The 26219-nt window shown below is 37.6% G+C and carries 18 protein-coding genes and 6 pseudogenes; 4 read left to right on the top strand and 20 right to left on the bottom strand.

Features of this window, described 5'->3' with window-relative positions; genetic code table 11:
- Nucleotides 1-123: 123 nt before the first annotated feature.
- Nucleotides 124-606, bottom strand: coding sequence for an FKBP-type peptidyl-prolyl cis-trans isomerase (locus ACLKMH_RS13355; RefSeq protein WP_413698613.1), 483 nt, complete (start codon nucleotides 604-606; stop codon nucleotides 124-126).
- Nucleotides 607-901: 295 nt separating this feature from the next.
- Between ACLKMH_RS13355 and ACLKMH_RS13350 the strand changes: the two genes are divergently transcribed.
- Entirely contained in the window at nucleotides 902-1498 is a 597-nt protein-coding gene (locus ACLKMH_RS13350) for a DUF2057 family protein (RefSeq protein ID WP_413698612.1), read from the top strand.
- Between the two features lie 87 nt (nucleotides 1499-1585).
- Here the strand turns inward: ACLKMH_RS13350 and ACLKMH_RS13345 are convergent, their stop codons facing one another.
- The 15 genes and pseudogenes from ACLKMH_RS13345 to rluC form a co-directional block, all read right to left on the bottom strand.
- Nucleotides 1586-2455, bottom strand: a complete 870-nt coding sequence (locus tag ACLKMH_RS13345; protein WP_413698611.1) for a hypothetical protein — start codon at nucleotides 2453-2455, stop codon at nucleotides 1586-1588.
- A gap of 6 nt (nucleotides 2456-2461) precedes the next feature.
- On the bottom strand, nucleotides 2462-2749 hold the full coding sequence (locus tag ACLKMH_RS13340; RefSeq protein WP_413698610.1) for a hypothetical protein: 288 nt from the start codon (nucleotides 2747-2749) through the stop codon (nucleotides 2462-2464).
- Complete coding sequence (locus tag ACLKMH_RS13335; protein WP_413698609.1) at nucleotides 2743-3702, bottom strand: hypothetical protein; 960 nt, start codon at nucleotides 3700-3702, stop codon at nucleotides 2743-2745. Before ACLKMH_RS13335 ends, ACLKMH_RS13340 begins: the two co-directional genes overlap by 7 nt.
- On the bottom strand, nucleotides 3702-4325 hold the full coding sequence (locus tag ACLKMH_RS13330; RefSeq protein WP_413698608.1) for a hypothetical protein: 624 nt from the start codon (nucleotides 4323-4325) through the stop codon (nucleotides 3702-3704). The genes ACLKMH_RS13335 and ACLKMH_RS13330 overlap by 1 nt, the downstream gene beginning before the upstream one ends.
- A pseudogene (locus tag ACLKMH_RS13325) lies at nucleotides 4318-8011 on the bottom strand (ATP-binding protein). Before ACLKMH_RS13325 ends, ACLKMH_RS13330 begins: the two are co-directional and overlap by 8 nt.
- 239 nt (nucleotides 8012-8250) lie before the next feature.
- Nucleotides 8251-9731: pseudogene (locus ACLKMH_RS13320) on the bottom strand (efflux RND transporter permease subunit).
- Nucleotides 9732-9741: 10 nt separating this feature from the next.
- Nucleotides 9742-11358: an efflux RND transporter permease subunit gene (locus ACLKMH_RS13315; RefSeq protein ID WP_413698607.1), complete on the bottom strand. Its 1617-nt coding sequence runs from the start codon at nucleotides 11356-11358 to the stop codon at nucleotides 9742-9744.
- Nucleotides 11358-11540, bottom strand: coding sequence for a hypothetical protein (locus ACLKMH_RS13310; protein ID WP_413698606.1), 183 nt, complete (start codon nucleotides 11538-11540; stop codon nucleotides 11358-11360). Before ACLKMH_RS13310 ends, ACLKMH_RS13315 begins: the two co-directional genes overlap by 1 nt.
- A complete protein-coding gene (locus tag ACLKMH_RS13305; RefSeq protein ID WP_413698605.1) occupies nucleotides 11518-12174 on the bottom strand; it encodes an efflux RND transporter periplasmic adaptor subunit in 657 nt (218 codons plus the stop codon). The genes ACLKMH_RS13310 and ACLKMH_RS13305 overlap by 23 nt, the downstream gene beginning before the upstream one ends.
- Nucleotides 12119-12454: a biotin/lipoyl-binding protein gene (locus ACLKMH_RS13300; protein WP_413698604.1), complete on the bottom strand. Its 336-nt coding sequence runs from the start codon at nucleotides 12452-12454 to the stop codon at nucleotides 12119-12121. Before ACLKMH_RS13300 ends, ACLKMH_RS13305 begins: the two co-directional genes overlap by 56 nt.
- Before the next feature lie 433 nt (nucleotides 12455-12887).
- Nucleotides 12888-14085: pseudogene (locus ACLKMH_RS13295) on the bottom strand (acetate kinase).
- Between the two features lie 225 nt (nucleotides 14086-14310).
- Nucleotides 14311-14862, bottom strand: a complete 552-nt coding sequence (locus ACLKMH_RS13290) for a DUF1415 domain-containing protein (protein ID WP_413698603.1) — start codon at nucleotides 14860-14862, stop codon at nucleotides 14311-14313.
- A gap of 173 nt (nucleotides 14863-15035) precedes the next feature.
- Complete coding sequence (locus ACLKMH_RS13285; RefSeq protein ID WP_413698602.1) at nucleotides 15036-16040, bottom strand: glycosyl transferase family protein; 1005 nt, start codon at nucleotides 16038-16040, stop codon at nucleotides 15036-15038.
- Nucleotides 16030-16680 (bottom strand): HAD-IIIA family hydrolase, encoded by a 651-nt coding sequence (locus tag ACLKMH_RS13280; protein WP_413698601.1) that lies wholly within the window; start codon nucleotides 16678-16680, stop codon nucleotides 16030-16032. The genes ACLKMH_RS13285 and ACLKMH_RS13280 overlap by 11 nt, the downstream gene beginning before the upstream one ends.
- Before the next feature lie 9 nt (nucleotides 16681-16689).
- Nucleotides 16690-17627, bottom strand: a pseudogene (gene rluC, locus ACLKMH_RS13275) (23S rRNA pseudouridine(955/2504/2580) synthase RluC).
- Nucleotides 17628-17992: 365 nt separating this feature from the next.
- Here rluC and rne point away from each other — a divergent pair.
- The 3 genes from rne (at nucleotide 17993) to trxB (ending at nucleotide 22101) form a co-directional block, all read left to right on the top strand.
- Complete coding sequence (gene rne / locus ACLKMH_RS13270) at nucleotides 17993-20254, top strand: ribonuclease E (RefSeq protein WP_413698600.1); 2262 nt, start codon at nucleotides 17993-17995, stop codon at nucleotides 20252-20254.
- The gene (locus ACLKMH_RS13265) at nucleotides 20196-21011 is read left to right on the top strand and encodes a hypothetical protein (RefSeq protein ID WP_413698599.1); all 816 of its coding nucleotides are present in this window, start codon (nucleotides 20196-20198) and stop codon (nucleotides 21009-21011) included. The genes rne and ACLKMH_RS13265 overlap by 59 nt, the downstream gene beginning before the upstream one ends.
- 142 nt (nucleotides 21012-21153) lie before the next feature.
- Nucleotides 21154-22101: a thioredoxin-disulfide reductase gene (gene trxB, locus ACLKMH_RS13260; protein ID WP_413698598.1), complete on the top strand. Its 948-nt coding sequence runs from the start codon at nucleotides 21154-21156 to the stop codon at nucleotides 22099-22101.
- Between the two features lie 481 nt (nucleotides 22102-22582).
- Here trxB and serS read toward each other — a convergent pair.
- The 4 genes and pseudogenes from serS to lolA form a co-directional block, all read right to left on the bottom strand.
- Nucleotides 22583-23870: pseudogene (serS, locus tag ACLKMH_RS13255) on the bottom strand (serine--tRNA ligase).
- Nucleotides 23871-23879: 9 nt separating this feature from the next.
- Nucleotides 23880-24266 (bottom strand): fluoride efflux transporter CrcB, encoded by a 387-nt coding sequence (gene crcB / locus ACLKMH_RS13250; RefSeq protein ID WP_413698597.1) that lies wholly within the window; start codon nucleotides 24264-24266, stop codon nucleotides 23880-23882.
- Nucleotides 24259-25582 (bottom strand): annotated as a pseudogene (locus ACLKMH_RS13245) (replication-associated recombination protein A). Before ACLKMH_RS13245 ends, crcB begins: the two are co-directional and overlap by 8 nt.
- Nucleotides 25582-26214 (bottom strand): outer membrane lipoprotein chaperone LolA, encoded by a 633-nt coding sequence (gene lolA, locus ACLKMH_RS13240; protein WP_413698596.1) that lies wholly within the window; start codon nucleotides 26212-26214, stop codon nucleotides 25582-25584. Before lolA ends, ACLKMH_RS13245 begins: the two are co-directional and overlap by 1 nt.
- Between the last annotated feature and the right edge of the window lie 5 nt (nucleotides 26215-26219).

Here is a 26219-nt window from a genome sequence, read left to right as displayed (position 1 = left end):
AATCGAGTTCATTTTATTGGTTGATTATCCCAAAAGCATAGCAGTGAACTCGGTTGAATTTTGATGAATTTATTTTTTACAACGCAAAAATATAGATAACCCATTTAATAGGTTTTCAATATTTTAATGACCACAGCCACCTTCGGCATGAATATGACCATGACTAATCTCTTCTTCAGTTGCGGGACGTACCGACATTATTTCAATTGCAAAAAAGAGTGTTTTACCTGCAAAGGGATGGTTTAAATCACAATCAGCATTAAACTTACCTAATTTAACAATAGTAACCTGTTGACGACCTTGATTAGACTCAACAAGTGCAACAGTGCCTACTTTTAATTTTTCATTTGCTTGTAGATGCTTGATAGGAATCCGTTGAATATGCCCTTCTTCACGGCGCAGTCCATAAGCTTGTTCAGGTGTTAATGTCACTTCAATTTTATCACCGATAGTTTTACCAACTAATGCTTCTTCCAATGCAGGAAAAATTCCACCATGACCATGTAAATAACCCATTGCTTTATCATTCACACTGCTTTCAATTACACTTCCTTCACTACTCAAGGTGTAATGAAACTCAACTGCTGTATTTTTATTAATGAGCATTTTATTCTCTCTATAGTTTTACGATAAGAGTTTATTTTAACATAGTAGAAGTATTATTTAGCATTTTTAATTACGTCAAAAGGACAACTTCAGAACTAAAGTTTTAATAAAAAAGGAGACCCTTGCCTAAAAGATTCAAAAAAATTCATTGTCATACAATACCATTAACAAGAGGTTGACGAACTCAGTTTGGATCAGCAGTATAAACTGCATTCGCATAATGGTTTATTTAGACTACAAATTTTAAAGGAATATTTATGAAAAAGATTTTCACCCTAGCAAACGATTATTATTAGTGCAAAGTAGTTATGCATTAGAATTAACAGGCATTAATGGTGTTAAAATTTTAGCAATTGACGGAAAAGATGTTAATTCAGAAATATTTAAGAGTCGTAGTAAACCAGAAATAGAAGCAGGTGAACATCAAATTGTGGCTCGTTTCGAAAAAGTGTTTGATGAGGGGCAAGAATTACAAGAAGTACAAAGTCGCCCTTCTATTTTTACTATAGATATTCAACAGAATACACAAATATCTGTTGATAATTTTAAAAATGAATACCAAGCGTCGCGTGCAATAGATAACGAACTTAACTGGAATATTATTTCAAAGGACAAGCAATATACAGTTGAAGATAGCGATGTATTAATCTCTAATGGTTTTTTTCCTTATGGTAATATTGAGAAAGTTGTTGCTACTTACAATCAACAAAAACTAACTGCAGATTCAGAAACAACAGAAACCAAGGCATCGAATACTGATACAACAAACATAGCTAATGTTGTTGCTTCTATGTCTGCAAACGGCGAGACAATAAAAACGATTTATAACGGTTTATCAAGCGCGGATAAAAAAGCATTTCGTATGTGGCTGATCGAACAAGAAATGAAATAAAACAGTACTTTTTAAATCCATAAATAAAGCCGTTTACCATTAGCTAAAACGGCTTTTTTATAAGTTATAATGGATTTTCCATACTCATTAAATTAATGGGAATAACTCAAGTTTAAGGTCATGCTGTAGAATATGTTCCTGCTTCAATGTTGTTTGTGTTTCTTCCATCTGTGCAAAAAGGCTTTTACAATAAGCGGGTAGCTGATCAAAATTATTTAAAAAACTTCTTGCACTCCCCTGTTTGTGCCATTCATTTTCAATACCTTGTAACTTCATTGCTATCTGACTTTTATTACTAATGCTTAACCATTGTCTCGCGCCTGAGGTCAAACAAATTTGCAAACCACTAGGATCTAAATCAGCAAAACAAACAAGTTTATGGGTTGTTGCAAAACGCCTAAACAATTTATAAGCCGTGCCAGTTTGTTTATGAGGTTGCGCGTCGCCACGGTATATCCATAAAGCATCCTGTAATTGCTCTGGTATATTTAAACGGCTTAGGTTTGCCATGACAATCAAATTTTCTACCAATACAATATACGAGTGTTCAATAGTTTCGATTTCCGTGGCACAAATAAAATGCCCTAATGCAGTCAAAGGGCTATTTGGAGTAATGTGATTATTTAAGCAAAGTGATTGTCGGCTATTTAGTAAAACAAAGTCTTCACTCACCTTAAGCGCGCCGATTTTTTCGTTGCGTTGACGTTGAGCAACTTCAGTACGGGATTGTTTACTTGGATAGGGGTCACTCAAGCGAATACCATTAAGCTCCTGAGCAACGACTTCGATAAGGTGTTGTTTGTCTCTAGCATTAAAGTGAAATAAGTTTGTATGTACATCAATAAACCCAATACTATACTTCTCAGCCAAGGTTTTTAGGCTTGCATTTGCTTTTAACTGCACCTGATTAACAGTACGCAAATGCTTTTTACAATATTCAAAGAGGGTTTTATTCACTATCAACTACCTTAACAGAATAAATAAATCACTATAGGAATAGTTATCCGTTGTTCCTGAAACACGTTCGCCTTTTGGTTTAATATCTAAGGCATCCTGTTGATCATTAGTCAGTTTACAATAACTACTAAAAACTAATTCTACCCACTCTTGAGGATCAATAAGTTGATCTTCTTTTATCCAACTTTTAAGCGCTGATTGCCAATAATACTGTGCTGATATTGGTTCACCAGATTTAATTACCTGCTCAAATAAACGTTCAGTTTGTTCTTCAAAATAGTCATGGTCTAACACCAGTTCTGGATGCTTTCAAGCTCCAGTTCGCTCTCTTCGCGTTTAATCTCATTTTCAACCGAAGCGGGTTTACGCATCGCCTGTACAATCGCGACGAGAGGTGCTTCAGTTTCACTATTACGCGTATCCACATAACTCTTTAATGCAATTGCTGGTGCAAACTTTAACGTTTGCGGTAACCTTTCGTCATCAAATAAACTATCACTGATCTCAAACTCTGGGTGCTGATGAAGGTAACGTGCCATATTTCGCAATAAACTTGCTTGTTTTTCGTCTCGACGTAAACGAAATAAACTTAACCGCATATTATCGATAATAAAACGTAATCTAGGCAGGGTTTGATTAAACCAATAAACAAAGCCACTCACCTTACGTGCAAAGTCACTCGGACATGACCAATCTGCCCATTCGTAACAACTTTCAGGATCTATCTGTTGTAATTCCGTTAATAGTTTTTGCGCATATTGTAACGCGCGTTCATTCTCACGTACTTTAGCGCTTAAGGTACTAACAAAACCAAATTGGCTAGAAATAGCATGATGCATATTATCTAAACTGACATTGAGATTGTCCTTTGCTTCATACAATAAATCATCAAGCTGATCTAAGTAATATTCCGCATCATCCTGTAAATTACTTTGTACTGATAAGCGATAATCCTTAACCATATCATCAAGGGTATCAATCACTTTACCCATATCACTTAACTGTCGATAACTACTTTGTTTACGCATTAAACGATTTAACATTCGTTTTAACTCTGCGGTCACTCGGTAATCACCTAACTCGTCATCGGGTCGTAATAAACCATCTTTATGTAAGCTGGCTATTTTTCGCGATTCTTGTTGCTCTTCAGTGATAGTGCCATACACATAGGCATCGGCAAGCAATTGATCATTTGCACCAATTTTACGTAATAGTTCGGCAACATCCGAAGCGTTATAAGCGACCATTAAAAGAGTAACTCCTCTTGAGTTTGCTCTATCACCTCAGGTAATTCAACACGCTCAGAGTCATTTAGAAATTCAATTAATAGGTAAATTAAATCAAATCGTGCTGTCGCGTAATAACGACTACTGCCGGTATTTTTTCGAACTAAATAGCCCATTTCTTCTAGCTTTTGAAAGATAAAAACCAGTTGTTCTCGTGATTCCAGTTTATTAGTTTTAAAAGGTTTGATAGAGGTTAAGCGTCTTAAATGTTCACGTAATGTTTGGTCATGTTCAAAACAATCAAACAGGCTATTAATATTCACCATAGATTTAGCACGCAGTGGTAAATCTGTTTGTGTCGCCGTTAATAGCAACTCTAAAAATTCAACTAAAGGACGGAAAGATGATCGCATTTCTAAAAACAATTGCGTTAATTCTGAGCTATTTTCCTGATCAACCTGTTGAAAAGTAACATAATAAGCATCTGCACTATCAAGATAAGTTAAATTACGATCCAAGTTAGCTAGAAAGTCTTCAACTCGTTCACGATTTTCTGAAGCGCGTAAATATTCAAATTGATCAGCAAAGGCAGTTTCACAGATGATTTCCCCGGTTAATAATTTTTGTATTGTTTGCTTAAACATGGTCAACCTCCGTAGCAATTGATTGTTGTCGCTTTGCTCGTTCTGCTAGTAATTCATCAATACGCGATAAAGGAATTTTGGCATGATAAATTTTGTTATCTTTCATTTTATAATGACGTTTATACAATGAAAGGATATGCCTGTCCGTTGAAGGAGATGCGGATAACATGGTGATATGATTATCAGAAAACATCTTCAATAGAAGATCAACATTTTCAGCCGCCAATTCACCAAGTTCATCAACAGGTAATATGATGCTTGAGGCAGATTGATTTTGACCACGCAACATACCTAAAATACCAGCAAATAACGATAACATGGCTAAATATGATAACCCTGTAGAACTGATCTTTTTCAACTGACGCGCATTTCGAGCGTATTTTAACTGCCCTTTTTCGCTAATAGAAAACTCAATATCAAAGAGATTATGATGCGCTAACACAAAACCTTCTCGGGGTAAGTAACTGGATAATTTTTGCATTGCAAAGACCAATTCATCGGGAATATCACCCATACCTTCACGTAAATCATCACGATGTAATTCAAATAATTTAGCGAACTGCTGTAAAGGCCCCCAATATTCAAGCTCTTCCTGTTTCATTACGGTATAAACATTAATATCAGCAAGTGCTTCAAAGTGCGCTAAGGCGGTAACACTTTTAGAAAGTTGTTTGCCGATACTTTTAATACGTCGCCCAAAGTTTTCAATATGCTGATAGAACTCATTAATCATGTTGGCATTTACGGTCACCAGTTGATAAGTATTTTTTTGTTTTTGTTCCGCACTGCTCAGTAAGTCCATAATGGGATCACGATACTTAAACAGGTTTCTTGCGCCTTCAAAGTTATCATTATCAGCAACCAGTTTTTGCCAGTTTTCAAACAACTCACTGCTAGCATGATGTTTTTTAAAGGTCTCATTGAATCGTTGTAATTGACCACTTAAACGTTTTTCAACTACTTCAAATTGCTTCAACCAATCAAAACAGAAACTCACAGTAAGATCCGCTTCATTATTTGGTTCAGTGTTACTTTCAATAGCAAAGAATGCCACTTTTCTCACAGCAACGCTGACTATCACTAAGTTGAGTTAACAATTCACTGGTTGTTCTAATTTGAACATTTAACTTTTTAAGTAGCTTTTGATTATCTGCAATAGCCGCATTTTTCTCTGCTTCTAAATCTTCAAGGCTATTGATAAAACCACGTTTCTCAATTTCACGGTTTTGATTGATCTCAACCAACTTATCACGATGTATATAACGCTCATTCATAAATTGTGCGTATTCTCGTGCCTTACGTGACCAAACCGCACACTCATCTAAAGCCTTCTCAAGCTCAGCACGCTGGATGGTGCGCTTATCAACTTCACCATCAGGATCTAGGTCGCTTAAGGCACTGCTATGTTGCTTTTTATAATCACGTAAACGTTCCGCAACACCAGATTCAATGGCTTGTAGCTGTTTATTCAGTTCTTCTAGTTGACTATCTCTATCAGATTCAACCACCATGCGTTGCTCTAACATGACATTATGTAATGCAAGACGTTCTTCATTTTGTTGCTCTTGAAATAAAGCTATTTTGGTTTGATTATCTTTTTGTTGTGCATAAAGTTTTTTAAGGCTATCTTCCAAGGCATCCTTAGCCACTTTTATTGCTCGAACTTTTTTATCATTGAGATGACTCTTTTGTGTTTTTAGTCGCTCAAGTTTAAGTTCATTTTGTTTACTACTTTGTTTCGCCTCAGCAATGACTATTTGTAAGGCTTTAATTTGTTTAGCACACTCGCTTAATTGCCCCTCTAGTGCATCAATATTTTCAGTCAAGTGTTGCGCTTTAAGATCTAAATCCTGTGCTTTTTCACGTAATTCATTTTCGCTAAGTTGCAGATCATTCTCCTGTAAAGGAGTAAGATCAAGTTGCACGCCATAGAAACTGTCTCTACCGCCTACCCAACTTGGCGCTAAATCAGTACGATTTAATTGCTTCATCGATAAAAGACGACCAATATTATCTTTCCAGGAAGAAGCTTCTACCTGTTGAGACAAAAAGTGCTGTAAAGACCCTTCCTGCGGCAATAATTGGCATTCAATTTCATTGCGCTGAGCATTGATTTTTTCTAGATTTCGTCCTGCTTGTTTATGCTTATCGAGTAACTGCAAACGTTGGCCTTCTAATACAGTTAATTGAGCATTCAATTCATTCTGTTTTAGCAAAATATCTGACTGAGCTTCCTGACATTGCCCTAATTGACTCTGATTTTCTTCAATTAAAGTTATTAAATCAGGATCGATTGTAGGGTAATTCTGTTGCTGTAGAAGCTGTTTAACGTCATTTTCAAGTGCTTGCTTTTGCATGTTCAATTTTAAATTAGTTGCACTTAATTGCTCATTCAAGCTAGCTAATTGAGTCTGTTGCGTTTCCGAAATTACTGAAAGTTGTATGGAAGTCGCTTCCTTAACCTTAAAAACCTGTTCTTTATTACTGGTGATATCCTGCATTTTTTGTTGTTTAACTTGGCTGATCAGCTTTTCAAATTTACTCTGAACTTTACTAATATTACCTTCAAAGGTCGCAATGATATCATTGACTTCATTGAGTTGTTGTTGGAAACGAGGTGCTTGGTCCGCTTGTAATTGAAAACTAGCCGCATCATTTTCTTCATAATTTAATTTATCTTCGTCTAATAAATCTATACGGCTTTGATCCGCTTCTATTTGTGCTGTTAGCTGACTAATATCTTTTCTAAAAGTATAAGAAGATAGCTTTAACTCTGCTTCTAAAATTTCCAGCTCTGTTTGTGTTTTTTGTTTTGATTGTTGAAAGTTTTGTTGTTTTTCCTGCGCTGTTTTTTGATGATTAATCATTTCAAAATGCAAGTGTTGTAGTTTATTAAGCAAACTATCTAAATTGGTAAAATCTGTTTGCCAAATAGCAATTTTATCAGACACCTTTTTGATCGCACGGCTAGCTTGAATATCTGCTAGCCAATGGCTGATATCTTCTTTGTTTAAGCTTATTTTTTCTTTTTCTTCAATATGTTGACGAGCTAAATGATCACTGGCAATTTCCACTAACATGCGTTTAACTGCATCAAAATCAAGATTCTTTTCGATCGTACCATTCACCACTTTATCAATATGTGGCATAGGGCTATCTGAAAAGGAAAAACGAGTTTGTAATTGACGTATGTCTTTTAACTTTCGCCCACTGCGCAGGTTTTGAATCACTTGTCGGTATTTATCAACCCCTAAATAACTAGAGCATAAGGCACCCGCGTGACGATAATTGCGCTCTATTTCACTGATAGGTAAGCGTTTATTGTCTTTCATAAATAAGGTACTGTCATAGGCCGAATCAATCAGTTTATAATTCACCGCTCGCCCATCACTGCTCGCAAGTACCATACATGTTTGACCGAAAGGACGTTTATATTCATAAACTAAAAGACTCGTTTCTCGTGGTAAGTAATAGTCTGCAAAGTTTTTAGCTTGATCAACTTTACTAACGATATCACTTGGGCGCATACCATAAAATAACGGTAATAAACGCATTAAAGAAGTCTTACCTGCTCCATTGGTTCCCTCTAACTGAGTATGCCCAGTAAGATCAAGTTCATTGACTTGTTTTTTCCAAAAGCTATCGATAATGATAATGCGGAGAAGTTGATAGGCTTGCTGGACCATAAAAGTTCCTTAATGAACGGTTTTTATACAAAATTTGAAGTAAGATTTTAGCAGGTTAATTTATAAGGATTACAGGGTTTTGTCGATCTTTTTAAGTACTGAATTATAACGTAGGAAAAAATTCACAATTGAAAATTCAATGAAATGAAGAGATTTTTAGATAAGTGATAAAATGGCAGGCTTTTTAAAAAAATAGCCCCTTAGTAACAAGGGGCTATTTACAAAAATTTTAATTTATATTAGCTGTTAGCTTTAGCGGGAGGGTTGTTTAATTCAATTTCTAACATCGCTTCAACATAACCCGGTGATTGTGTTGAACCAGAAATTAAACGGTACATCGCAGGAATCACTAATAGAGTTACCAGTGTCGCAAAGGCCATACCAAAGAAAATAACGGTTCCCACTGCTATACGGCTTTCAGCACCAGCACCGGTAGATATTAACAATGGAACTGAGCCGGCAAGCGTAGTAAAAGCCGTCATCAAAATAGGACGCAAACGACGCGCAGATGCGTCTATAATTGCTTGCTCTAAGGCAATGCCCCTATCTCTAAGTTGGTTTGCAAACTCAACAATTAAGATACCGTTTTTAGTCACCATGCCGATCAGCATGATCATACCAATTTGGCTATAAATATTGAGCCCCTGTTGCATAAAATACAAACCAAGGAATCCACCAAATACGCCCATAGGAACGGTAAACATTACAACTAATGGATTGATAAAACTTTCAAATTGCGCGACTAATACCAAATAAGCCACTAACAGTGCTAGTGCAAACACCACCAATACACTACTACTGTTTTCTTTATAATCCTTCGACTCACCTGAATAGGAAATCGCGATATCCTCTGGTAACTCATCTATCGCCAGTTGGTCTAAATAATCCAACACTTCTCCTAAAGTATAACCTTCGCCTAAACTGCCTGAAAGGGTAATCGATTTCTGTTTTTTATAATGTGATAGTCGACTTGCGGAGGCAATTTCTTCTATCTCAGTTAAGGTGTCCAAAGTGACCAAATCACCTTTTCTACTGCGCATATATATTTGGCTAAGGTCACTAACATTATTAAAGCTATTTTCATCACCACGCAGGTAAACATCATATTCAACACCACGTTCAATAAAACTAGTTTCACGGCTACCACCAAGCATCACTTCTAATGTGTTGGAGATATCTTCTACACTAATGCCTAATTCTGCCGCTCGTTGTTGATTCATTTTCACCACAAGTTCTGGTGTTTTTTCTGAATAATCAATATCTCCGGCTTCTAAATAACCTGCCTGTTCGGCTTTTTCTTTTAATAATTCAGCCCATTTTGCTAGTTCAGGATAATCTGAACCTCCTAAAACATACTGAACCGGATCCGTAGAACCTCGTCGAAATCCTGGCATCCTTGCACGGACGCGTACATCTGGAATATCTGTTAAGGCTTTATTAACAATGCCAAGCGCTTGTGCTGCCGTGACGGTTCTTTTTCCCAATCTTCCAGTACCATAATCACAAAACCTGTTTGGTCACCTGCATTACCACCAAATGCAGGTGCTTGGGTACTAAAGGATTTAATCACTCCTTGGCCAACTAAGGGCAAGATACGCGATTCAACAATATCCATATTGGCATTCATACGATTAAAACTGGTACCTTCTGCCCCCTTCACAAAGGCAAACAATACCCCTCTATCTTCACTCGGAGAAAGTTGTGAGGGAACCTGTTGCATTAAGAAGAAGCTACCGCCAACACAGGCGGCAATAACAATTGGTGCAGACAAAACGTAATTGTACTGCTTTAGTCACCAGTGCACGGTAGACGTTTTCTAATGATTTAAAAATTTGATCTACTTTTTTATTAAATCGATTCTTTTGCGCTTTCTCCGATAAAATTTTACTGGCTAATACTGGTGTCAGAGTTAAAGCAATTAACGAAGAAAAAATCACCGACATCGCTAATAAAATCGAGAATTCTGTAAATAATAATCCGACCATACCGTCCATAAAAGAAATAGGCAGGAAGACCATTACCAGTACTAAGGTAGTTGCCACAACCGCGAAACCAACTTCTCGTGTACCTTTGTAAGTCGCTAATAATGGTTTTTCACCTTTTTCCATATGATGGAATATATTCTCCACCACCACTATCGCGTCATCAACCACTAACCCGATTGATAAAATAAGTGCCATCAAGGTAATTAAGTTGATTGAAAAACCGAAATAATAAGCGGCAATAAATGATGATATTAATGAAACAGGTACTGTGATTGCAGGAATAATTGTTGCGCGTATCTGTCCGATAAAGATATACAGCACCAAAATAACTAAACCACCGGTAATAAACAGCGTGCTATAAACCTCTGAAATGGATTTTTCAATAAACACAGTTGAATCATAATCAACATAAAGCTCGGTATCTTCAGGTAGGAAGGCCTGTATTTTTTCGACTTCTTTACGAACATCAATCGCAACATTAAGTGGATTTGCATCGGACTGCGTCACAATCCCTAAACTTAAATTAACGACTCCGTTACTTTTAAATGAAGAACTTTCATTCTCTGCGCCCACAGAAACTTGAGCAACATCTTTTAAATAAATAGGCGTGCCATCATTCGCTCTTCGTACAACCAGATAATCAAAATCATCAGCTTGCGCATATAATCTTGCGGTACGTACCGACATAACGGTGGTATCATTACGTACTTCACCACCAGGGCTTTCAACATTTTCCAACTTTAAGGCATCAATAATATCGTTGCTGGTAACACCTCTACCGGCCATTAAATCAGGTAATAACTTAACGTACATTACTTTGTACAAACCACCGCTTAGATCTACAGAACTAACACCCGGGATCAAACTAAATCTATCCTCCAATACGCGTTGCGCATAATCCGTTAATTGCACACGATCCATTTTGGTGGACTTTAAGTTTATGTACATGGAAGGCTCGCCACTACCATTGTTTTTAGAAACAATTGGATCATCTGCTTGATCTGGTAGATTACGCTTGCCCTTTTCTACTGCATCACGGATATCACTTACACCTTCCGTTAAATTCCAGCTTAAATCAAAGGTGACTGTTACTCGAGACATACCATTTCGTGTTACTGATCTAATCTCATCGATACCACTTATCCCAGTGATTTGTTCCTCAATAACAGATGTCACCTGACTTTCCATAATGGATGCAACTGCACCTTCATAACGAGTTGTGACGGTAACAACCGGACTTTCTATATCCGGCATCTCGCGTACACTGAGTTTTTCAAATGAAACAAACCCAAAGACACAAAGCAATAAGCTCAGTACGATGGCCGAAACAGGCCGTTTAACCGCAGTATCAGAAAGCCACATTATTGTGCCTCCTCTTTATTAGCGCCTTTTTTATTTTTGTTGCTTGCCACATTATTTTCAGCACTTAAATCTTTTATGGATAGGCCATCTGACATATTAACTAGGCCTTGAACGACAATACGATCACCAACTTCAAGACCGGATTCGATCAATACATCGTCACCAATACGACCACCTAACATGACCTCGACGCGGCTGTACTTTATTTTTTTCAGTTACTACATATACAAAACGTTTTGTACCAGAATACTCCAATGCCTGGACTGGAATAATAGGTTCTTTGATAACAGGGAAAACTAGTTTTGCAGACATCATCATGCCAGGTTTTAAATGATTTTCTGGATTATCAAACTGCACTCGAATACGCAAATTTAACGTATCTGAATTAATTCGAGAGTCGATTGCGACGACTTCACCATTAAAGACTTCATCAGGCCAAGCTCTGCTTTTAGCTTGAACCTGCATGCCTTTTGATAACATTGACAAGTAACGTTCAGGTATTTGAAGATCCAATTGCATTACTGATAAATCATCTAGAGTCAGTAACTCAGAGCCGACAGTCACCATTTGCCCACGACTAAAATCAATTAAACCAATGGTGCCAGAGAAAGGTGCTAATAACTGATGATATTTAGCTTCAGTATCCATTGCGCTATAACGTGCCTCAGCAATATTCACTAATGACGCCTGCGTATCTAAAACAGACTGTGTTACAGCGTTACTTTTAGCTAAACGTTTATATTCATTTAATTTACGTTTTTCATCTTCTAAATAGGCACGCGCCTCGATTAGGGCGTACCTGTGCTTTTCTATCATCAAGCTTAAAGAGTAATTGTCCTTCTTTTACCACTTGATTTTCTTTTACATTAATTGACGTTACTTTTGCAGTCACTTCAGAGGCAATACTAACAAACTTATCTGACTGTAATTTTCCGATTAAGGTTAAGCTTTGAGACACCTCATGGTGCTCAACCACTTCACTATAAATAGAAGTAGCAGGTCTCGCTGGCCTGCCATTTTCAGCACCCATAACGATAGGGCTTGTTAGCACTGTAAAAATAATTAATATTGAGGGTAAAAAAGCAGGTTTATTCATTATTTTAATCTTCTAATTTATTAAGCGATGACAGATGTTAATCGCAAAGGATGACAAAAACCCATCTACCTCAATATTAATCTTTATTAAGATAAAGAGCATAAAATTCATTGTTGAAATCAAAATACCATACATTTAAATATTATCGCTACTGATTATCACTATAATATTATTATTATGTATAAGTTAATGTAATAGAATCAAAAAACTATGTCTGAAGTGTGTCAAAAATGGAAGAGTTTAGAAAAAATTGTGAATATTTGTGTCAAAATGGCATCTTGACACAATTTGACACAATTTAATTAGAAATAGCAATCTTTATCATTAAAACGCATTTCAAAAAGATTACTTAAACATACACATATAAAAAAAGGGACTACTTTATACAAAATAGACCCTTTCTCAATCAATATGAATGTGAATGTGAATGTGATTATTTAGTTAGTGAATACGTATCTTTTGCAATCACTAATTCTTCATTGGTTGAAACAACCATAGCAACTGTCGTATTTTCTTCGCTGATAATACCCTCAGTACCAAAACGACATTTCAAGTTTGCTTCATTATTTACTTTAAAACCAAGTAAGCTTAAACGTGCTAGTGTCAATTCACGAATTGGTGCAGAGTTTTCACCAATACCACCTGTAAATACAACAGCATCTAAACGTCCATCTAATGCGGCAATATAAGAAGCAATGTATTTAGCTAGACGGTAGCAATATAAGTCCATCGCACGTTTAGCAACTAATTCAGTATCATAGTTATCTTCAACAAAACGACAATCACTTGTCACTTCAGTTAAACCTAATAAACCAGACTCTTTAGTTAGCATAGTATTAATTTCTTCGATGCTGTAACCAAGCTCATCGTGTAAATGGAAAATAATCGCAGGATCAATATCACCACAACGCGTTCCCATCACTAAGCCTTCAAGTGGTGTCATTCCCATTGATGTATCAACAGACTTACCATTTTTAATGGCACATACACTACCGCCATTACCTAAATGACAGTTAATGATATTGAGTTCTTCAACAGGCTTATCTAATACTTTTGCAGCCTTCTAGGCTGATAAAGTAATGACTTGTTCCGTGCATGCCGTAACGACGAATAGCATGCTCAGAATACATTTTGTATGGTAATGCATATAAGTATGCTTCTTCTGGCATTGTTTGGTGATAAGCAGTATCAAACACAGCAACATTTTGTAATGTTGGAAATGCTTCTTGAGCCGCTTCAATACCCACAATATGCGCAGGATTATGTAATGGTGCAAGAGCGATACATTCTTTAATACCCTTCATTACATCGTCAGTGATCACAACTGATGATGTAAATTTCTCACCACCATGTACAACACGATGACCAATAGCATGTAGGCTATTTTTTAATTCTGCTTTTTCGCCAAGAATTTCATTTACGATGTAAGATAAGGCTTCTTTATGTGCGCCGCCATTACCTAAATCAGCTTTGCCTTTTACGCCTTCTAATTTCCATTTCATTGAAGCATTTTCTAAATGTAAACATTCAGCAAGACCCGATAATTTCTCATCGCCATTTTCGCTATCAATGATGGCAAATTTTAATGAAGAACTACCGCAGTTAAGTACGAGGATCAGCTTATTGCTCATATCCAGATATCCTTTATATGTATAAAAATTAAAATAAATAGGTGTAAATCACCCAAGTTCAAAAAAGTGGCAATAGACTACACATGTAAGACATTGATCACAACAACAGAATTAAATCATGGCAAAACTTATCTGATTTAGAGGCAGATCACCTTAACCTTCACTTTAATTTTTACTATATTTGATTTAAAAGTAATTTTGGTTGCTATAAGTGAAGAGTTTTAACTATTTATTTAACATACAAGTGGCTAATAAATTAGCAAAAAACGCATTACCTTTTTTATTGGCAAACTCAATGTTTCGTTCAGGAATAGCATCAACATCAGGGTGGTGATTAATCGCTAATTCCATACTTGCTTCTCGAATTATATGTAAAGTAGGATAGGGAGAACGGTTGGTATAATTAGAGGGTGCCGATTGTACTTCGTCAGCAAAACAATAATCCGGGTGAAAGTTAGCTAATTGATAGACGCCTTCATAACCTTCCATTTCCAGTAGATCATTAGCAAGATCCACTAAATCTAAAAAATCATAAAAACCTTCAAAGCCACTAGGCATGATAAATAGCGTCGTTTCTATCTCACTATTTTCATCCAATAGTCGGCATTCATCTAATAAAGACTGTAAAACGTATTTTTTCTTAGTTTGCTCTATTAACGCATAACGAATTGAACCACGTTCAACTTCTCTGCGAGCAAAGGGGCAAATATTGTATTTAACAATGACATTATTTACCCAATTTTGGGTTTCGCTAATCATCATCTGTGTTGCATCCATTATTTGCCCTTCTGATTTGTGATTAAAATTTTTGTATTTTTTCAACCCCGTCAAATACAGTTTTTTATCAAATTAGACTGTAAATGCTCAGGGCTAAGCTATTTATGCTTAGTTCAAGGAGAAAAAGCGCAGTTCAGTAGTTTAAATGAGCATTTTTTAACGATGAAATAGGCTTAAATAGCGACGGCCTGAGTAATTACACCTTTTTGACGAGATTGCCAGTATTGTGTTGCTAAAGCCAAGCATTCTGATTGTGATTTGCTGGGTTCAAACTGTCGCAACATAACCGCGATCGTGCACACAACAGTCGCATCACCATAGCTATCTTGAATGTCGCCCTTCCATACTTTTTGTAAATATTCAGCTGATACTTCAGTGTGTGCGCCACTTGCTTCGCTTAAATAAGTTGGCCACTCTTGTTCAATGTAAGTGGCTTTACCATTTATCGTCTGCACGCCACAAATATCAGTACTAACACGTGGGTTCATTTCACTTTCACCGCCCTCACCTTTAAAGGCGATCATGTTAGTTTCAGCAGTTAATAATGCCGCTTTAGCGTGTAATTTTTCATAACCTTTATGAAAAACGCCATGAATGGCATAGGGTGCTTGTGTCGGATTTAAACTACGTGCGACAGTATTAAGTGGTGTACGTAGCCCTACCTTTGCACGTAAATCAAGTAATGGTAACAATTCCGAGCAGTAGCTTTCTAAGGGTAAATAACAAATATTAGATTGGTCTAAACACTGTTTAGCTTCTTCAGGCGTATGCGCAATATTAATATCCAATAATGGGCAGGCAGTTTCAACTTGGTATTTAATGGCATCAACAGCATTATAACCATGTAATACAATACGTTTTCCCTGTTCAGCAAGTACTTTAGCGGCTAAAATTAACCAAGGTGGTTGGCGTTTTTTTCCAGCGAAACATGGCCAGTCAATATCTGCTTGCAGTGTTTTCCACTGCGGATCGATACATTCTCGTAAAGCATTAATATAACCAGTCGCTTCTTCATCAGTTTCACAGCGAACTCGTTGCAACATTAATAAAACAGCAAGTTGTAATAATTCAGCATCACCATTTAAATATGATGACAGGGCATCATATGCCTCGGTTTGTGTTAACGGGCGACGACCTTTTTCACCACGCCCTGTTAGTTTTATATATTCACTGAACATAAAGCTTAAATTCCTCGGGTAAACTATCAACTATCGCAATAGGGTTAAATTGTTTTAAAATATCATGACTGTGCACGCCATAGGATACACCTAAACAGTCAATACCAGCATTGTTAGCCATTTCTAAGTCATAACTTGTATCACCAACCATCAAAGCCTCTGAAGCATCAATATTCAATTCCTCTAGAATTCGATTAAGCATTAACGGATTGGGTTTTGAGGCAGTTTGATCAGCACAATAGGTAGCATCAAAAAGATCCCGCACCGCGCACTTATCTAATAAACGATCTAAACCATTGCGCCCTTTTCCCGTGGCAACTGCTAATAAGTACCCCTGGTTTTTCAAATCCATTAACCATGACTTTACCCCTGGGTAAAAAGGAGTTTCCTGTTTATTGTCGGTTAAATATTGATGGCGGTATGCTTCAACCATATTTTCTTGCCGCGCCTTAGTTGCGTCAGGAAAAAGTTTAGCCATGGCAATATCTAAGCTCAAACCAACGATATGACGGATAGCGTCGGTTTCAGGTATTGCTAGCTTACAATCAATGGCGACTCCCTTTACACAGGCAACAATTTTATCAATCGAGTCCATTAAGGTGCCATCCCAATCGAATATGATCACTTTATATTTCATCATATGTCTCTATTAACATTTTTGTAGTTTTTCTAATACATCAGATAATGGCTGACAAAGTGGCGCACTCACGGTCATTTTTTCCTCTAAGGCAGGATGGAAAAAGTCAGGTGAGTCGCGTGTAAAAATAAACGTTGTAAACCTAATTCTGCCATTTCATCACTGAAAGTCTTATCACCATAACGGTCATCTCCTGCAATGTTGTGTCCTTTGCAGGCAGTATGGACACGTATTTGATGCGTTCGACCGGTAACCGGGGAGGCTTCGACTAAGGTCGCACCTTGATAGCGTTGCATTATTTTAAAACGTGTTTCAGAGGCTTTGCCCTCTGAACTAACTTTCACCACTGAATTTTGTGCATCCTTAAGCAAAGGCTCAGTGACCGATCTCATCTTTTTTGTCCCAGTGACCTTTTACTAAGGCAAGATACTGTTTGTTCATTGTTTTATTACGTAATTGCTCATGCAAAGCGCGTAACATACTGCGTTTTTTAGCAATAAGTAAACAGCCAGAAGTGGCTTTGTCTAATCTATGTGCAAGCTCTAAAAACGAGCTTGCGGGCGTAAAGCTCGTAGCCCTTCAATAGCTCCAAAATCTAAGCCACTTCCTCCGTGTACTGCTAAACCAGAGGGTTTATTTAAAATGAGTAATGCATCATCTTCATAAACAATTCGCGCTTCAAGTGAAGCAATTGCATTCAATTTAGGGGATGGTAAGGAATTTTCCGAGGCGACTCTCACAGGAGGAATGCGTACTACATCCCCTTCCTTGAGTTTATATTCAGGCTTAATGCGTTTTTTATTAACACGCACTTCTCCCTTACGCACGATCCGATAGATCATGCTTTTAGGCACGCCTTTTAAATGTAGTCGAAGAAAATTATCGATTCGTTGTTGTGCATTTTCTTGAGTAACCTCAAGCATGCGTACTGAGTGATTTATCTGTTCCATTTTTAAGTTTATCACGTGTTGATCATATAATATCTAAAAATTTATATTGGCCTAACTGGCTATTAATGAGAGAATTGGTCAGTTACCGACTCGTTAACAGAATAATATACTAAATTACAATTTTGATGATAAAAAAACTGTAAGATTAACTTGTAGTCGGAACAAAAATAAAAACATAATGTTGAGCCTCTTTAATCATTAATATAAAAAGACTTATTTAAGCCTTTATTAATGAACGTTGTCTTACTTTTTAATGCACCTCTGCATATTTCCAGTCGGGAGACTGCAAAACCAGACCCGAGGTCAAGTGAAACACGATATAGCCAACAACCAAAAAATTATAAATATTATAAAAAGAGTTTAAAATGAAAAGAATGTTAATTAATGCGACTCAAGCAGAAGAGTTGCGTGTTGCCCTCGTAGATGGACAACAACTGTATGACCTAGATATTGAAAGCCCTGGCCACGAACAAAAAAAGCAAACATTTACAAAGGAAAAATTACCCGAGTTGAACCAAGTCTTGAAGCTCGCATTTATCGATTACGGCGCTGAACGTCATGGTTTCCTTCCATTAAAAGAGATTGCACGAACTTACTTCCCCGCTGGTTATTCTTTCAAAGGCCGACCAAACATAAAAGAAGTCATCAAAGAAGGACAAGAAGTTATTGTCCAAATTGAAAAAGAAGAACGTGGTAATAAAGGCGCGACCTTAACAACTTTTATTAGTCTCGCCGGTAGTTACCTAGTATTAATGCCAAATAACCCTCGTGCAGGTGGTATCTCTCGTCGTATTGAAGGTGACGAGCGAACTGAATTAAAAGAAGCTTTAAGCCACTTAAAATTACCAAATGGCATGGGGTTAATCGTTCGTACTGCAGGTGTTGGTAAAACATCAGAAGAACTAGAATGGGATTTAAATGTTTTAGTTAATCACTGGCAAGCCATTTCAGAAGCATCAGAAGCACAATCAGCGCCCTTCTTAATTCACCGTGAAAGTAATGTTATTGTTCGCTCTATTCGTGATTACTTACGTCGCGATATTGGTGAAATTGTTATTGATCATGCAAAAACCTTTGAATTGGCAAAGAGCCATATTGAAATGGTGCGCCCTGATTATGTTAACCGCCTAAAACTTTACCAGGGTGAAATTCCACTTTTCACTCATTATCAAGTTGAAAGTCAGATCGAATCAGCTTTCCAGCGTGAAGTACGCCTTCCTTCTGGTGGTTCAATTGTTATTGACCCAACTGAAGCTTTGACCTCTATCGATATCAACTCTGCACGAGCTACACGTGGCGGAGATATTGAAGAAACAGCATTTAATACTAACCTTGAAGCGGCAGAAGAAATTGCTCGTCAACTTCGATTACGTGATTTAGGTGGCTTGGTTGTTATTGATTTTATCGATATGACACCTGCTCGTCATCAACGTGAAGTTGAAAACCGTATGCGTGAATCTGTGCGCCAGGACAGAGCAAGAATTCAACTTGGACGGATTTCACGTTTTGGTTTAATGGAAATGTCTCGTCAACGTATTCGCCCTTCTCTTGGTGAATCAGCATCTCGTGTTTGTCCACGTTGTCATGGCCAAGGTACAATTCGTGATAATGAATCTTTAGCCCTTGCTATTCTGCGTTTAATCGAAGAAGAAGGCTTGAAGGAAAACACAGTACAAATTCAAGCAACTGTGCCTGTTGCAGTGGTCGCTTATCTATTAAATGAAAAGCGTAGTGATGTAGAAAAAATTGAAAAACGTCATCACTGTGAAGTTTATATTATTCCAAATGCTAATCTATTAACGCCACATTTTGAAATTAAACGTACTCGTAAAGATGGTAAAGAAGACATCAATTACGATGCGCTTGAAAAACAACATACAGTTTATATTCCAAATGTTGTTAAAGATGAGTCAAACAGAGAAACCGAACCTGTTTTATCTGGTTTTTCGAGTCCAAATAAAAATAAACAAAAAGCTCAAAACAAACCAACCGAGACTAAAAAGGAAGAAACCGTTAAACCTAGTCTTTCTTTAGTGGGACGTTTAATTGTCGCAATCAGCGCTTTCTTTAGTGGTAGCGACGAAGAAAAAGAGCCAAAACCTGAACCGAAAAAAGCTGAAAAACCGGCGCCTCGTTCTAACAATCGTAATCGTAATAATCGCAACCGTAATCGTAACCGTAATCAAAATAAATCTGATAACAACAACGATAACACAGATGAAAAACGTAACGATAACCAGGATAACAAGAAACAAAATCCTAATGAACGTCGCAATAATCGTAACAATCGCAAAGACAACCAACGTCCTGCGAAACAAGATAATAATAAAACCGATTCTGAAAAAGAAGAAGTAGTAGCAGTTCGCCGTAAACGCAGAAATATGCGCAAAAAAGTGCGTATCTCTAATAAAGCACCTGTTGAATCAAATGTTGATGAGTCAACCAATATGGAACAGGCGGCACCAGTTGAAACGGCGACAAAACCTAAAAAACCAACAAGACGTAAAGCAACCCCTAAAAAGGAAAAGAAAGTAGTAGAACCTGAAGCGGTTGTAGAGGAAAAGGTTGTTGAGGAAGCTAAAGCAACAACGGAAGAATATTCACCAGTTGCAATTCCAAGTCGCTAGTTCACGTTATTTACGTGGTAATAACCAACGTAAAAATACAGTTAAGGGTGACAATGTAACTGCTCAAAATTCAGAAAATACGGCAGATCCAGTGACTAGTCGTTACCCAGAGTCAGATGAAGCTAAACAGCAAGCTTCCGTTGCAAATGAAATCACTGATATCAAGGTTGATACTGATAGCAACAAAGTAGCTGAAAAACTTCAACAAAGTGTTAAGGAAGAACAAATTCAACCCGCAACTCAAATTCTTCCTGAGCAAGAAGCGCAAGTGGCAGAAGCATCAGCACCGGTAACAATCGTTGAAGAAGCGCCTGCTATTGCAGAGGTTTCTACTCCAGTTGAACCTGTTGAACAAACACCAGAAGTTGCAGAAACACCAGCACCTGTTGAAACTGTTGAACAAACACTAGTGAGTAATGAAACGCCAGAAGCTGTTGAACAAGCGTCAGCGACTACTGAAACCCCAGAAGCTGTTGAACAAGCGCCAGTTGCTGAAGTTGTGACAGAAACTCCTGCAGTCGCAGAAAAACCAGTGACAAATACAAAAGCAGAAACAAAAGTAAATGGCACCGTTTCGCAGGCACGTACTGCGCGCTCAGAAATGGTTAGAACAACAAGTGAACCACTCGATCTAACACGTGAACTTGTTATTAACGCGGCCACTGAACGTGAAGCAATAAACAAGTCGACACAGCAAGCGGGAAGTAGTTTTGCAACTAACCGATCTAGCAGTGTGACAGTTAAAACTTCACTATAAGTCATTAATCGGTAACGCCTATTAACCCAAACGGATATTACATTTGAATATCCGTTTTTTTTACTGTTTTTTTTGCTTAAGCCGTTTACTATACGTCGATAAATATAAAACGATTAATAGCATTAATTAAAAAGGAAATTCCATGAGCGAAGTACAACATCACAAACTACTTATTTTAGGCTCTGGCCCTGCTGGTTACACAGCCGCAGTATATGCCGCTCGCGCTAATTTACATCCGGTTATTTTAACGGGTATCCAGCCTGGTGGTCAGTTAACAACAACCACTGAAGTAGAAAACTGGCCTGGTGGTGCGACAGATATGACTGGTCCAGGATTAATGGAAGATATGAAAGCACATGTTGAACGTTTTGATGCTGAAATTATTGTTGATCATATTAATGAAGTTGAGCTAACAAAGCGCCCTTTCACACTAAAAGGTGACCAAATCTATACCTGTGATGCATTGATTATTGCAACAGGCGCCTCTGCACAATATTTAGGTTTACCGTCAGAGGAAGCCTTTAAAGGTCGTGGTGTTTCTGCCTGTGCAACCTGTGATGGTTTCTTTTATCGTAACCAAGAAGTTGCTGTTGTGGGTGGTGGTAATACTGCTGTTGAAGAAGCATTATATTTATCAAACATTGCCTCTAAGGTACATTTGATCCATAGACGTACTGGTTTCCGTTCTGAAAAAATTCTATTAGATCGCTTAAATGCAAAAGTAGAAAGTGGCAATATTGTTCTTCATACTGATCGTACACTAGATGAAGTATTAGGTGATGATATGGGCGTAACAGGTTTACGTTTAAAAGATACATTATCTGATAAAACAGAAGAATTAGCAGTTATGGGTGTATTTATTGCAATCGGCCATAAACCAAATACTGATTTATTTGCTGGTCAACTAGAAATGAATCACGGTTACCTAAAAGTGCAAACAGGTAGCGAAGGTAACGCGACTCAAACAACTATCGAAGGTGTTTTTGTCGCCGGTGATGTAAGTGACCATATCTATCGTCAAGCTATCACATCAGCAGGAACAGGCTGTATGGCCGCACTTGATGCAGAACGTTACTTAGATAACCAATAATAATATTTAGCTGTCAGTAAAATCAAACCAAGGGGCTTAATTGCTCCTTTCTTGTTTTTGAAGCTTCGAGTGTTTTAGCTACGATCTTCGAACTTCCAGTTTTCCAGCATTAAATCCTTCGAATCTTCAAGCATTACCCTCGTTCCACGCTCCGCGTGGTAATGCATAGAAGTCATGCGTACCGCATTATAGTAAATAAAAAGTATGAATTCCCACGGAGACCGTGGGAACTAGATCCGAACTTCGTATTTAGCTTTTCGTAGCTATTAGCTCGTCACTCGTTGCTCCTATTTAAATACAGCTTCAAGCTTTTTAGCTACGAGCTACGAACTTCCAGTTTTCCAGCATTCGAGCCTTACAGCATCCAACCTTAAAGCTTAGAGTTTTTTAGCTACGAGCTTCGAACTTCCCCCCCAAAAAAAAGAGCCCAAAGGCTCTTTAATGTTTTACTCGTAGCTTTTCACTAGAAGCTCGAAGCTCTCTACCCGATGTGTGTCAAACCACCCATATAAGGTTGTAATACTGCTGGTACTTCAATACGACCATCTGCTAATTGGTAATTTTCAAGCACAGCAACTAGAGTTCGACCAACGGCTAAACCAGAACCATTTAATGTATGAATAAGTTCTGGTTTTTTCTTACCAACTGGGCGAAAACGAGCTTGTAAACGACGAGCTTGGAAATCACCAACATTTGAACAAGAAGAAATTTCACGGTAACTTTCCTGCGCTGGTACCCACACTTCTAAGTCATAGGTTTTAGTTGCACTAAAGCCCATATCACCAGTACATAACACTACTTTACGGTATGGCAATTCAAGATTTTTTAAAACTTGTTCTGCGTGTGTAGTAATTTCTTCTAAGGCTTCAAAGCTTTTTTCAGGGTGTACCAACTGTACTAATTCAACTTTATCAAATTGATGCTGACGAATTAAGCCACGTGTATCACGGCCGTAAGAACCCGCTTCACTTCTAAAACAAGCTGTATGAGCAGTAATTCTAATCGGCAAGTCTGATTCATCATAAATCATATCGCGACTCATATTAGTTAATGGCACCTCTGCTGAGGGAATTAATGACATACCAATGCCTTCTTCAGTTGCAGGTTTTGTATTAAATAAATCGTCACCAAATTTAGGTAATTGCGTTGTACCGTATAAACTATCTGCATTAACTAATAATGGTACGTACATTTCTGTATAGCCATGGTTCGTTAGTATGTAAATTTAACATATATTGCGCTAATGCACGGTGTAACTTAGCAATTTGGCCTTGCATAACTATAAAACGAGAACCACTTATTTTCACAGCTGATTTAAAGTCTAAACCACCTAAAGCTTCACCTAAATCAACGTGATCCTTAACTTCGAAATCAAACGTCTTTGGTGTTCCCCAGGTTGATATTTCAACATTTTCGTCTTCATCTTTACCAACTGGCACAGACTCATGAGGTATATTAGGAATAGTGTAAGCTAGCTCTTGAATTTGTGCTGACAATTGATTGAATTCTTCTTTAGTCGCATCTAGTTGCTCACCAAAGGCATTCATTTCAGCTCGTAATGGCGCAATATCTTCACCACGTTTTGTCGCCATACCAATTTCTTTTGAGCGACTATTTCGCTCAGCTTGTAAGGATTCCGTTTTTATCTGTAATGACTTACGCTTTTCTTCTAATTCGTTTACCAGTTCAACATCTAAATTAAAACCACGCCCAGCTAATGCTTTCGCAGTCTGTTCAACATCATTACGTAAAAACTTTGCATCTAACATTTTATTTTCCTAACTCTTTAAAACTATTAATGTGCCAACGTAGGCGACCAATATACAAACAACAACATTTAAAGCAACATTAAGCATTGCTTTTATCAATTCACCCTGCTGTAACAAGAGCAAGTTATCCATAGAAAATGTTGAAAATGTGGTTAAAGCTCCTAAAAACCCAACGCCGATTAGTGGCCACCAAGGTGAAGAGGAGATTGAATTTTGTTGTACTAACTGAAAAATAATACCCATGATCAGAGAGCCCAAAACATTTACCGTAAGTGTAGCAAATGGAAAACCTTTTCCAAAGAGGCTTATCATGCCCAAACCAATTAAATAGCGTAAAGTCGCACCAAAAGCACCACCAAAAGCAACTAGGGTTATATTTGTAAACAAGTTATTCATAACGTTTATTATCGCTTTGTAGATTTAATTGATTTAAATAGTCTAATTTGTCACTGATTTGCTTTTCAAAGCCACGGTTAGTAGGCTGATAAAACACCTCATCACGCAATTCAGCAGGCAAGTAAACTTCTCCAGCAAAGCAAAAGCACCATCTTCATTATGGGCATAACGATAACCTTCATTATGTCCTAGATCCTTCATCAATTGCGTTGGTGCATTGCGTAAATGCAAGGGAACGTCGAAGTCAGGATAATCTTTTACTGCTTGCTTCGCTTTAGAAAAAGCCATATACACAGCATTACTTTTAGGTGCACTGGCGCAATAAACAATTGCTTGGGCAATCGCTCGTTCACCTTCATAGGGTCCGACACGACTAAAACAATCCCAGGCATTAATGGCCACTTGCATCGCTCTAGGATCTGCATTGCCAATATCTTCAGAGGCAATCGCAAGCAAACGTCTTGCAACATATAAAGGATCACATCCGCCTGCTAGCATACGCGCAAACCAATACAAAGATGCATCAACATCAGAGCCACGCACAGATTTATGAAAGGCTGAAATTAAGTCGTAAAACAGATCACCTTTATTATCAAAACTGACGCCTTCACGCCCTGCAATTTCCATTAATAAATCAAGCGTCACTTTGCCAGAAACCGCCATATCAGACAATATTTCTAAATAATTAAGCACCTTACGTGCATCACCCTGTACAAGTGTTGCAAGTTTTTTCTTAACCGTTTCTTCAAAATGAATACCTTTATCCGCCAAACCATCGGCAGATTCACAGGCTTGATCAATAACGGCTTCAATTTCATCATCACTGAGTTTTTTAAGTAAATAGACACGCGCACGAGATAACAAAGCGTTATTGAGTTCAAAGGAAGGGTTTTCTGTGGTCGCACCAACAAACAAAATGGTGCCATCTTCAATATAAGGTAAAAAAGCATCCTGCTGACTTTTATTAAAGCGGTGCACTTCATCAACAAATAATAAGGTTCTGATACCTGATGTTTGATTTTGTTTTGCAATTTCAATCGCGCCGCGGATCTCTTTGATCCCAGATGTTACCGCAGACAGTCGTTCAACATGTGCTTGGCAATAGGTCGCAATCAACTCTGCAAGTGTGGTTTTTCCTGTACCAGGAGGCCCCCATAAAATCATCGAATGAGCGAGCGCCCGCTTCTAATGCTTTACGTAATGGTTTACCAACCCCAACTATATGTGATTGACCAATATACTCTGCAAACCCCTTTGGACGCATACGTACTTGCCAGTGGCTGGAATTCATTACTAATATCAAACAGATCTCGCATTAGCGTTGATCATCCACTTCAACACCCTGCGGAATTTGAAACTCAAATAAAGCTTGGTCAATCATAGTGTCAGATTGTTTATTTTCTAATAAAAACTCACTACGTTGCCCCTGCTCTTCAATCACCACAAATTTGCTAACATTATCTTGTTCATCAAATTCAAAAATAAACATGCTTGCCTGAGTAGATGTAGCATGTTTTACACTAAACTGATTGCCTTTTTTGCTGACATCGTAATCTGACCATTGTGTTTCACTTGCTCCCGCTAATAACGCAAAAGGAGTTCCATCAACGGCATCGGCAAAATTAATTAAGGTGACCTGCTCAATAAAAGGACTGTAATACCAAATAGTTTCACCGTTAGATACAATCAAATCTTCATCTGGCGTTTTAATATGCCAATGAAATTTGCCTGGCCGTGAAATACTCATCTCACCACGACTTTCATTTAACAGCTTGCCTTCGGCACTGGTAATACGTTGTACAAACGTCGCATTAACATGTTCAAATAAAGCCAGTTTATTTTTTAATTGTAATGCATCCTCAGAAAGCGCAGAGGCAGACATGGATGCAGTAAAAGCAAACAGAAATAAGAAACTTGATAATAAAAGTGTTTTAATATTGTTTTTCATCTAAT

This window comes from Psychromonas sp. KJ10-10 (genome assembly GCF_047323245.1).
Lineage (GTDB): Bacteria > Pseudomonadota > Gammaproteobacteria > Enterobacterales > Psychromonadaceae > Psychromonas.
Note: the sequence above shows the minus strand (reverse complement) of the source record. Positions and strands in the feature narration are given on the sequence as shown.

Coding starts and splice junctions, on each gene's coding strand:
- ACLKMH_RS13330 (WP_413698608.1), bottom strand. CDS start 4,325: ATGTTTAAGCAAACAATACAAAAATTATTAACCGGGGAAATCATCTGT.
- ACLKMH_RS13300 (WP_413698604.1), bottom strand. CDS start 12,454: ATGAATAAACCTGCTTTTTTACCCTCAATATTAATTATTTTTACAGTG.
- trxB (WP_413698598.1), top strand. CDS start 21,154: ATGAGCGAAGTACAACATCACAAACTACTTATTTTAGGCTCTGGCCCT.
- rne (WP_413698600.1), top strand. CDS start 17,993: ATGAAAAGAATGTTAATTAATGCGACTCAAGCAGAAGAGTTGCGTGTT.
- ACLKMH_RS13355 (WP_413698613.1), bottom strand. CDS start 606: ATGCTCATTAATAAAAATACAGCAGTTGAGTTTCATTACACCTTGAGT.
- ACLKMH_RS13305 (WP_413698605.1), bottom strand. CDS start 12,174: ATGATAGAAAAGCACAGGTACGCCCTAATCGAGGCGCGTGCCTATTTA.
- ACLKMH_RS13285 (WP_413698602.1), bottom strand. CDS start 16,040: ATGTTCAGTGAATATATAAAACTAACAGGGCGTGGTGAAAAAGGTCGT.
- ACLKMH_RS13280 (WP_413698601.1), bottom strand. CDS start 16,680: ATGATGAAATATAAAGTGATCATATTCGATTGGGATGGCACCTTAATG.
- lolA (WP_413698596.1), bottom strand. CDS start 26,214: ATGAAAAACAATATTAAAACACTTTTATTATCAAGTTTCTTATTTCTG.
- ACLKMH_RS13290 (WP_413698603.1), bottom strand. CDS start 14,862: ATGGATGCAACACAGATGATGATTAGCGAAACCCAAAATTGGGTAAAT.
- ACLKMH_RS13310 (WP_413698606.1), bottom strand. CDS start 11,540: ATGTTAGGTGGTCGTATTGGTGACGATGTATTGATCGAATCCGGTCTT.
- ACLKMH_RS13335 (WP_413698609.1), bottom strand. CDS start 3,702: ATGGTCGCTTATAACGCTTCGGATGTTGCCGAACTATTACGTAAAATT.
- ACLKMH_RS13315 (WP_413698607.1), bottom strand. CDS start 11,358: ATGTGGCTTTCTGATACTGCGGTTAAACGGCCTGTTTCGGCCATCGTA.
- crcB (WP_413698597.1), bottom strand. CDS start 24,266: ATGAATAACTTGTTTACAAATATAACCCTAGTTGCTTTTGGTGGTGCT.